At 61.2% G+C, this 9,499-nt stretch carries 11 protein-coding genes and 1 pseudogene; 9 read left to right on the forward strand and 3 right to left on the reverse strand.

The features are described from left to right. Nucleotides 1–127 precede the first annotated feature (127 nt). The gene (locus BJG92_RS17395) at nt 128–778 is read right to left on the reverse strand and encodes an isochorismatase family protein (RefSeq protein WP_232085230.1); all 651 of its coding nucleotides are present in this window, start codon (nt 776–778) and stop codon (nt 128–130) included. Nucleotides 779–863: 85 nt separating this feature from the next. Here BJG92_RS17395 and BJG92_RS17400 point away from each other — a divergent pair, with 85 nt between their 5' ends. Next, on the forward strand, nt 864–1,820 hold the full coding sequence (locus BJG92_RS17400) for a GlxA family transcriptional regulator (protein WP_232085231.1): 957 nt from the start codon (nt 864–866) through the stop codon (nt 1,818–1,820). 505 nt (nt 1,821–2,325) lie between these two features. Further along, nucleotides 2,326–2,670: a metallophosphoesterase gene (locus tag BJG92_RS17405; protein WP_232085232.1), complete on the forward strand. Its 345-nt coding sequence runs from the start codon at nt 2,326–2,328 to the stop codon at nt 2,668–2,670. 221 nt (nt 2,671–2,891) lie between these two features. Here BJG92_RS17405 and BJG92_RS17410 read toward each other — a convergent pair whose 3' ends face one another. Beyond that, nucleotides 2,892–3,428 carry an NADPH-dependent FMN reductase gene (locus BJG92_RS17410; RefSeq protein WP_232085233.1) on the reverse strand — a complete coding sequence of 179 codons (537 nt, stop codon included), beginning with the start codon at nt 3,426–3,428 and terminating at the stop codon, nt 2,892–2,894. A gap of 181 nt (nt 3,429–3,609) precedes the next feature. Here BJG92_RS17410 and BJG92_RS17415 point away from each other — a divergent pair, with 181 nt between their 5' ends. After that, entirely contained in the window at nt 3,610–4,212 is a 603-nt protein-coding gene (locus BJG92_RS17415; RefSeq protein ID WP_232085234.1) for a cysteine hydrolase family protein, read from the forward strand. Between the two features lie 276 nt (nt 4,213–4,488). Continuing rightward, nucleotides 4,489–4,974, forward strand: coding sequence for a GNAT family N-acetyltransferase (locus BJG92_RS17420; protein WP_232085302.1), 486 nt, complete (start codon nt 4,489–4,491; stop codon nt 4,972–4,974). Nucleotides 4,975–5,237: 263 nt separating this feature from the next. Here BJG92_RS17420 and BJG92_RS17425 read toward each other — a convergent pair whose 3' ends face one another. Continuing rightward, nucleotides 5,238–5,624, reverse strand: coding sequence for a hypothetical protein (locus tag BJG92_RS17425; RefSeq protein WP_232085235.1), 387 nt, complete (start codon nt 5,622–5,624; stop codon nt 5,238–5,240). A gap of 301 nt (nt 5,625–5,925) precedes the next feature. Here BJG92_RS17425 and BJG92_RS17430 point away from each other — a divergent pair, with 301 nt between their 5' ends. From BJG92_RS17430 to BJG92_RS17450, 5 genes and pseudogenes are all read left to right on the forward strand, one after another. Then, nucleotides 5,926–6,678 carry an MBL fold metallo-hydrolase gene (locus BJG92_RS17430; RefSeq protein WP_232085236.1) on the forward strand — a complete coding sequence of 251 codons (753 nt, stop codon included), beginning with the start codon at nt 5,926–5,928 and terminating at the stop codon, nt 6,676–6,678. Between the two features lie 72 nt (nt 6,679–6,750). Next, nucleotides 6,751–6,948, forward strand: a complete 198-nt coding sequence (locus tag BJG92_RS17435) for a hypothetical protein (protein WP_232085237.1) — start codon at nt 6,751–6,753, stop codon at nt 6,946–6,948. A gap of 143 nt (nt 6,949–7,091) precedes the next feature. Continuing rightward, nucleotides 7,092–7,445: a hypothetical protein gene (locus BJG92_RS17440; protein WP_232085238.1), complete on the forward strand. Its 354-nt coding sequence runs from the start codon at nt 7,092–7,094 to the stop codon at nt 7,443–7,445. A gap of 668 nt (nt 7,446–8,113) precedes the next feature. Then, nucleotides 8,114–9,061, forward strand: coding sequence for a DUF4192 family protein (locus tag BJG92_RS17445; RefSeq protein WP_232085239.1), 948 nt, complete (start codon nt 8,114–8,116; stop codon nt 9,059–9,061). A gap of 246 nt (nt 9,062–9,307) precedes the next feature. Then, nucleotides 9,308–9,499: pseudogene (locus BJG92_RS17450) on the forward strand (IS21 family transposase); the annotation flags it as partial.

The following is a 9,499-nucleotide window of genomic DNA, read 5'->3' on the forward strand; positions in this document are numbered from 1 at the left end:
GGCGCAATGCGGGCCGCACGGATCCGTCAGCGTGTGACGGAGATACAGTATTGGCGGGTAATTCAAGGTTAGGGAATGGCGGGTAAGTCGAGGTTGGGGCGGGTATAGTACGCCCCGATAGCTTGCCCTAGAAACTCTCAAGGATCGTTTGGGTCGTCACGACGGCGGCAAAGTCTCCACCCCACAAGTTGGTCGCTGTGACCTTAGATAGGTCCGCCGCTTTCATCACCACACCGTCTGGACCTAGAAGGTCAAAAGTATGGCAAGCGTCGATGGCAACAACCGTGCTGAATCCCAGGTTGTCGGACATGCGTGCCGTGGTCTCGACGCACATGTTGGTTTGTATTCCGCAAAGGACGACTTCCGTAATTCCGCTGGTGGTGAGCCAGTCAGCAAGGTCGGGTGACCCATAGAATGAGGAATTTACCGTCTTGGTGACGGCCAAAGTCGGTTGGACGCCAGCCAAGAATGGTTTGAGTTGGGAACTACTCCGGCCCGGGTGAAACGTTGATTCACGACGCTCGGACGTGTGTGTCACCATGACAAAGGGAAGCCCACGTTCTTGCCAGCGTTCGACCAGGCGGAGGATGTTCTTTTCGGCGTCAGGGTTGTCTCGTTCTCCCCAGTAGCTGTGATCATCAAAAGTCTGTTGCACGTCGATGACGATGAGTGCCGCATTAGTTGACAGTCGGAGATCCCAGCTGCTGGCCAGCGACCTCTGCGCCGATATGTGCACTGCGTTTGTGTGAGTAGCATTATGCAAATCAGCTGTATTCATGGGTAATACTCTGCCTGCGCTCATTCGCCACAGGTGAGTGGCAGTCATGGCATTGTCCGATTGTTTCCAGCCATATACTGATCTCATGCTCTCCGTCGCCCTTCTCCTCCTTCCAGGCGCTCGGCTGTTTGATGTTGCCATCATCACCGAAACATGGTCACCAGAACGCCTTTCTTCGCCGCCCCTGGCCATCGATCTCCGCCGCTGTTCCGACGAAACCGGCCTCGTTCCGCTTACCGAAGGAGCCCTTTGTGCCGCGGACGCACCCTTGGCTTGGGCTGAGACGGCCGACGTCGTCCTGATCCCAGGCCTGGGCAACTCCAGCGTGGTCCCGGACGCCAAGTATCTGCGAGCGATCACGGAAGCGCACCGCCGCGGCGCCGTTATCGCGTCCCTCTGCTCGGGTGCGTTTGTCTTGGCAGAAACAGGCCTATTGAATGGTGAGACCGCAACGACCCACTGGGGACTAACCAGCGCACTGGCTGCACGTTACCCCGAAGTCCACGTTGACCCGTCGGTGCTCTTCGTCGGCAACAACCGCGTATGGACCTCTGCCGGCGTCGCTGCGGGAATCGACCTGAGCATCCACCTCATAAGAATGCTCTGCGGCGGGCAAGCGGCAACGGCGGTAGCGAGATCGATGGTCATGGCGCCCCATCGGGCGGGGGGGCAAGCACAATTTGTGCGTTCCCCCGTGGCCGTGAAAGAACCCGACGGGGAAGCCTCGGATGTGGTTCGGTCGTTATTGGCGGCCGACCCCCGCCGAACGCGGACGGTGGCAGAGTTTGCCCGGAACGCATGCATGTCGGAGCGCACATTCGCTCGACGGTTTATGGCCGAAACTGGAACGACACCCCATCAATGGGTGATGAACTGGCGCATCGACGAGGCCAGCCAGCTGCTGGAAGAAAGCGACGCGTCCATAGCGGAGATTGCCAGGGCCGTTGGGTACGCGACGCCGGTGACTTTTCGCCAGCGATTCCGGGACGTCAAAGGTGTGGCGCCGATGGAATATCGCCGAGCGTTTCAGATGCGAAGCTAGGATCCCGCCCGGCGCCCACAGTCGTGAAGGGATTCTTCACGCAGAGGAATCACAGGACGTGGATGCGGCCACTTTGGTGTCGGATGCCGTCCTTCATTCGATTCATCGCGACAGACCCAATGCGCGAAAGGAATGCTGGCATATGCAACGGGCTTGTGTGCACTTTGCGGACGCCCAGCGCGCATAGCAAAACGGACAAAAATGGCGAAGGCGAATTTCGGTTATCTCGGATGTTGATGGAAACCAGCGCGCCCTGAACGCTGACCTGGCTGATCTGCCTGCCCGCGACGTCGATCTCACCGTGAATCTGGCCGACATCCTATCGGGCGTACTCCAACCGAAGAGACGGCGGATCGACTCATCCCCTTGGATCCGCCAACAGTCCAGGGCAATCATGAGGGTCAGGTCCTCACGGATTCCCCCGACAAAGTGGGCCTGGCGGACCGCCTCGCCCGCGACGCAATGACAGCCGAACTCTAACTGGTTCGAATCCTTGCCCTCGCCGTTGGAGATTTCCAAGGACGTCCTCGCATTCCATGGCTCGCCCACCGATGGCCTCACCTACTTGCTCGAGAAGGTTGACCCAGATGGGGTGCGGCCCGCGACCGAGAGAGAAGTCATGGATCGTCTGGGAGACGAGTCGGAGAGGAAACTCCTTCTCTGCGGCCATACCCACATTCAGCGGTCGATGAGGCTCTCCACGGGCGCGCTCGTCTTGAATCCCGGAAGCGTCGGATGGCCCGTCTATGACGACGACGCACTCTTTCCACACCTAATGGAATCCGGCACCCCACACGCCAGATACGCAATCGCGGAGGACTCGTCAGGTCGGTGGCTTGCCGAGATTTAAGGGGTCGTCTACGACTGGGAATTGGCAGCTTTAGCGGTGGAAGGCTGTGCCCGATTTGACATTGCCCGAGCCCTCCGCACCGGCCGCGTTTAGGAACCACCGTCCAGATGACGGCTCACCACTCGGGTGCCGCCGCGCCGCCCTTCCGTCTACTTGGTCATCAGCCAAAGGCCGATCCGAAGAATGAGTGATCGCGGCCCGTCGTCCGTTGCCGGGAGCTTCTAGACGATGGCCTGGGTGAGCGCCGCGATGGCGCCGGACATCGATCGACGAATCAGTTCGTCGCGGACTAGTCCATGTTCATCGATGGATTGCCTGGGTACGGGGACGTCGACGCAGGCGCCATCTATCAGGGTCGCACCCGTATACCCCAGCACGGTCGCCAGCGAAGCATATGTCTTTTCCGCCCTGAGGGGGGTTGTCGATGGATTGATCCACCCTGTTGGCTTATCTGAAATCTCGGCGCCGCCTATCGTCCACTCCAGCAGATTCTTGAGGGCACCAGGCATCGCCCCAGCATATTCAGGAGTGCTGACCAGCAGTGCAGACGCATCTCGAATTGCCGCCCGCAGTTCTGCGACCTCCACCGGGAGGGCATCGTGATCCAGGTCCGGATTGAAATGCGGAAGACCACCTAGTCCGTTGTAAGTATCGGTGGCTAATGGGGTCCTCACCAGATCGGCAACGGTCGCGATGACCGCCGCGTTGATGGAACCGACCCTGACACTCCCACAGATCAGCAGGATTGAATGAACCACGTCTCGTCCTTAGAATCTTCAAGTTCAACGTCCCGGCTTTTGACCGGCACCAGGGCATACGTAGTGAGGAGCATACGGGTACCCGAGCATGAATGGCCTCAACGCACAGCTTCACCCAAGCCGGGAGGGAGATAATCTGCGTCGATAACTATACGGACGATCGTATAGTACAATCGCGAATGTGAATACTTCTTCCTCGCCCCTCACCCTTGATCCCCGCGCCGCACTGGTGATCGTCGACGCCCAAAGGGCCTTCGATGACGCCGCCTACTGGGGTCCGCGCGATAACCCCTCCTGTGAGGCAAACATCGCTGCCCTGCTGACGCGGTGGCGAGAAACCAGCCGCCCCATCGTTTTCGTACGCCACGACTCCACCGCCCCGTCCTCGCCCCTGCACCCGGACAACCCAGGCAACGCGTTCAAGGACATCATCACCGGCACCCCGGATCTCTTGGTGCGCAAGAGCGTCAACTCCAGCTTTCACGGCACTCCCGATCTACACGCCTGGCTGCAGGAAAACGGCATCGAGGAACTGGTCGCCTGCGGAATCACCACCAACCACTGTTGCGAGACCACCGCCCGAGTCGGGGGCAACCTCGGCTACGGGGTGTTCTTCCCCCTGGATGCCACCCACACCTTCGACCGCATTGCCCTGGACGGTGAGAACGTCGCCGCAGCTTCCCTGTCCCGGATAACCGGGGTGAATCTACACGGGGAGTTCGCCACGGTAGTGACCACCGCCGGCTTGCTCGAACAGGTACCGCAACTCGCAACCGCGCAGTAGCCGGAACGGACGGGACTGTCCGTTCAACACTCCTCTATCGGTATTGATAGACACCTTCGGCGGCTTTTCCGGAGACGGCTCAATCCGACGACGCGTCTCAATCTCGATCCCCCCTTCGACGAAAGTGAGTCCATCTCAATGGGCAACGAAACAGAAGGATTTTCAGACCCTCTGATACATGTCTCCGTTGATGGCCCGGCGGCGCAGGCCGTCAGCGTGCTTTTGATTGAGCAACTTGTGACCGCGCCGGAAGCGTCCGCGGCCACGATCCGTCCCATGTGCGACGGCGACTGGCCGGCCGTGCAACGGATCTACCGTGAAGGCATCGCCACCGGCCACGCCACATTCGAATCAGAAACGCCCGACTGGGAGCAGTTCAACACCTCGAGACTGCCCGGCCACCGGCTCGTCGCCGAAACCGCTGAAGGGAGGGTCGTTGGCTGGGCCGCCGTCTCCCCCGTCTCGGCCCGCCCCGCGTACTCGGGTGTGGTCGAACACTCTGTCTACATCGCAGCCGTTGCACGCGGGCAAGGCCTGGGCGCAGCGCTGCTGCGGGCCTTGGCAGACTCCACAGAGGGTGACGGGATCTGGACCATCCAGGCCAGTGTCTTCCCCGAAAACGAAGCCAGCCTCAGACTCCACCTCGCAAACGGCTATGTCGTCATCGGGCGCAGGCAGCGTATCGCCAGGATGACCCACGGGCCGCTTACCGAACAGTGGCGCGACACCATACTGATTGAGCGCCGCTCCCCCACCATTTGAACGCCGGCGCGTCCCGGCCCGCCTCAAATCACCGGCGAAAACTGACGTCCCCCAGCCGTCAAGAGCTCCCACGCCCGAGCACAAGGAGCACGCCGCCGTGATTGGGCGCGACGGGCATCCGGTGCGCATCCACGTGATCGATGGCGCCGGCCACCACAACCATTGACGCACCCCGATGCAGTGGCGCGGCTCATCGACGTCGGCCTCGAGCGTCAATAGACGCCGACCCCTCTGCCGGTCCTACCGCCCCATTGTTGGGGAGATCAATGGAACGCAAGGATGAGGTACATAGCCGCGAGGGCGATCGTGGTGGGGGTCATGATGAGGCGTTCTGGTTTGCTGCGGGAGATCCCGTTCATGAGAACGCCGAGCACGAAGTATGCCGTCATCACCCACATGGTGATTGCAGTAAAAGATTCGCTGACCAATACCGGGACCAGGCCAGCCTTGGCCAGCGCCGCATACGCGAAGAGCGCATACACGGCTATGGATACGGCGCTCCCGATTCTCAGTTTTGCGGGGAGGACGCGGTGTTGACCGCCCCACGCCGCCCTGCCCAGCGGAGCTCCGGCGATAAGCACGACCTGAAAGACGGCCAGGCCAGCCAGAAGTGCGCAGGCGAGTATTGCGAAAAGCTGATCGAACGGCATCTAAATCCATCCTCTTGTCCGGTGCCAAGCAATTTATGGGGCGCGTCTCTTGCCGTCCCTGCCGGTGCCCTTGGCGGTGGTTCCGAGCGGTTCGATCTTTCCCGGCTTCAGCCCTCTTGGCGTCCTGCCATCCATCTTGAACTTTCCTCGTGCACCTAGCAGCAATCATACTGTACGATCGTCCGTATAGTTATGACTTGGCCTCATAGCTACACCGCTTCTCCCGGCTCGCCCATCGGCGGACCGGTCCGTGGCGGCAAAAAAGACCGCACGTTGAAATTAAAGAATCTAAGGAAGACCCATGCAGACAACCCTGACGCATATCGGCACCGCAACGATGCTCGTTGAATTCGGCGGCCTCACATTCCTCACCGATCCGGTGTTCGACCCCGCCCCCACGGAGTACGTGTCGGGGCCGGTGGTCCTGCGGAGCACCATTGAGCCCGCGATATCCGCCAGCGAACTGCCGCCATTTGACGCCGTGCTCCTCAGCCACGACGAACACCCGGACAATCTCGACGAGGCCGGCAGGAAGCTGCTGGAGGGAAAGCCCGTCATGACCACACAAAGCGGTGCGGGCCGGCTGGGCGGCCAAGCGGTCGGCATCGCCCCCTGGAGCAGCCACACATTCTCTGTGGGGGAGAAGTCCGTGATCATCACAGCGACGCCGGCGCATCATGGTCCGGCCGGTGACGTGGTTGGATTCATCCTCCGGGTCCCCGGGGAAGAAAAGGTTCTCTACGTCTCCGGTGACACCACTTACGAAAGCGACCTTGACCAAATCGGGGAAGAATTCTCGGTCGGAGTGGCGGTGCTGCACCTCGGCGCGGCAAAGTTCGCCATACTCGGGGACCAGATGATCAGCATGGACAGCGCGAACGCAGCGAAGTTCACTGCCTCCCTCGGCGCTCACACGGTGGTGCCGATCCATTTCTCTTCGTGGGAGCACTTCACAGAAACGGAAGACGAGATCGCGGCTTCATTTGCCGGAGCCGGTCTGACTGACCGCCTGGAATGGCTCACTCCGGGCGTGCCACGGGTCCTTGAGTTCTGACCACCAGGGCAGCGAAGGAATCCCGCCTCGCAAGCACCGCGGACAGAGGTCAGGAATGCCCTGCTTCTCGGCATGCGCTACGCGAACTGGGTTCAGAAGGATCCTGCGGGGCAGCACGTGGACTCCGTCCGCCCGATCCGCGACGAGATAGTGACCCGTCTCGAGGCCCTGACCGCCTCCTTCGCGCCGATCGCCAAGTACGCCCTACCGAGCCCCCGGAGACCCGGCCCCGAATGGGAAAGGCGGGTGCTCAAAGAAGACCGGATGTAGCAGTGACTCGAGTTGCCACCACGACTGCCCGGATGACATGCAGGGCTGCTGCTAACACCCTCCCACCGGCGCCCCTTTCCCCCCGGGGGCCGGCAGGCGGGGGGCGTTAGCAGCAGCCCTACGGATGAGACAGGGGAAACCATATGGATTCAGCGAACAATCTTCCAGTTGCCGTGATCGACACCGGCCCGCTCGGTCTGGCCGCCAAAGGGCACCGCCATCGACCAGGGGCGCCACATCGGGCTGTTCTCCCCGCCAAACCGGGGGGCGCAATAAACGACACCCATAAGGCGGTTCTTCAGGTCACGGCCACAGACCGTGCCAGCATGGACTTCGTCCTAGACCGGGCCGAGAAAAGGCTAAGGGATCAAGCCATCAAGGTGCGTAGGGGCGGCATCCTCATCACCAGGGAAAGCATGTCGTCGTTTTCACTCGAGATCAGCGACGAGGTCCCTTTCGGTTTTACCGTGGAGCGCCAACGGTGGTCACAAGTCTAGAAGATTACCAACCCACCAATAATCCCGGCATTTTTCGCAGGAGACGAGGAAAGCGGGTCGATGGCAAAAAGAGCCTATGAGCAGAAATACTCGCCAGACCGCTATGGCCGACTCAGCCAGCATCGGTGGCGGAGGTTGCGGCGTTTGGCATACCAAGGGGAAGCAGAACCAGCTCCAGCGCGGCATCGACCGGTCCCGCCGCCAACGCAGGAATCAGAGGGTGGATACGCCTGACGTTTGGTCTAGGTGGAGTCGTGAGCGGACTTGTTCGCGGCGATTCCAAGGGACGCCAGGCGTCTTATTTGCTCGACGAGTGCGGGGCGGTCCGTCGTCGTTTAAGCAGGCGTCCCGACGCTTGTCATTGGCGTCATGCCGCGCCGCCAAAAGCCATCCATGAATGACCGGAAGAATCTTCGCTGTTTGTCATTCTGATCCCCCATCATCGCTGGGCGGGCCCTCCGCGCAACCAGGGCGCGATGCGCCGATCGCGATCCAACATTTCGTTCGGCGCTCCTTCGTCGCTTATTTCCTCGCAAAATCTTGGACCGTGCCCGGTTCCCCAAGTTGCACTCCGGCCCCTCGTACCCAGCGGTGAATCCTCTATCAGAATGACACCAAAATCTGACATGCACGGCCGGTGCCCGCCAGCCGCTGTAAGGAGAAGAATCATGGACACGTTCACGATCAAATCACTCGCAGACGTTCTCAGTTTCATCGGACACACCCTGGGGTTCTGGCCCCGCGAAAGCCTCGTCTGCATCACCCTCGTCGACAACCACGTCGGGGCCACACTGCGCGTTGACCTGCCGAAGCACGGAGCGGAGAACAGCTACGCACAAACCATCGCCGGATACTTAGCCCATGACGCTAAGGCCGCCAGCATTGTCTTCGCCCTCTACACTTCGTTGCCCGCCACACCCGGGCGTGCCAGGCCTCACGCCGCAACCATCGCCGCCCTAACGGGGGCCTTGGCCGAGCGGGGAATCACCATTCGTGAAGGGCTCCTCGTAGGAGACGACGCAGTTTCGCAATACGACGGCGACCCCGAGGGCGGACCATCGCTGCCCCTAACCTCAACGCAGTCCAGCCAGATCAACGCCGAGTTTGTCTGCCGCGGCAGCACCATCGCCCCAACTAACCGCATCACCTTGCCGGCTTCGACCAAGGAAACACAGACCGCGGACGCCGTCGAAAGCTGCGTGGAATCGATGCAGAGCCTGAACAGCCGAGATGCCATAGACCGGGCCCGGACGCTGTGGACGGAAATGCTGGAATCAATATCCTTCCCGGCCGACGAGCAAATCGTCAGCCTGATCGCGGGCCTGCAGTTCCCCACCATCCGGGATCAACTCATGGCGGACATCCCCGGAATCGACGAACCCATGGACCGTGTCCTCCTGGCCCAGACAGACAGCAAGCCGCACTGGTCCCGGGTCGAGTGGGCGGAACAGCTGCTGCTACACGCTTACACGTACAGCAACACCCAACACGCGGCGCCGATCCTCACCGCCATGGACTTCATCAATTGGTGGGAAGGCAGAGGCAGCAAGGCCCATCAGCTCCTGCAACTCGTCTTCGAAGCCGGCCGCACCTGTGTTAACGCCAACCGAAAATAGGGCCAGAAACGCCAACTGAAAATAGGGCCACCGACCATCATGGAAGGTGATCAATTTGGATGATTGGGCTGAGATACGCCACCTGTTTTCGACGGGCAAGCACTCGAAGCGTGAGATCGGCAGGATCGTGGGGGTTTCCGCGGAACGGTTGACCGGGCGCTGGAGTCGGACCGGGCTCCGAAGTACCAGCGGGCGGCCGGAGTATCGAGTTTTGATGCGTTTGCTCCCAGGGTGCGGGAGCTGTTGGTGAAGACGCCGACGATGCCGGCCGCAACGCTCGCGGAGCGGGTGGGCTGGTCCGGTTCCGCGTCGCTGTTCCGGGCGAAGGTCGCCGCGATCCGGCCTGAATATGCGCCGCCGGACCCGGCTGACCGTCTGGTCCACGAGCCGGGGTTCCAGGTCCAGTGCGATCTCTGGTTCCCGCACGAGCCGCTGCCC

Origin of the sequence: Arthrobacter sp. SO5, from assembly GCF_020532805.1 — a bacterium.
Lineage (GTDB): Bacteria > Actinomycetota > Actinomycetes > Actinomycetales > Micrococcaceae > Arthrobacter.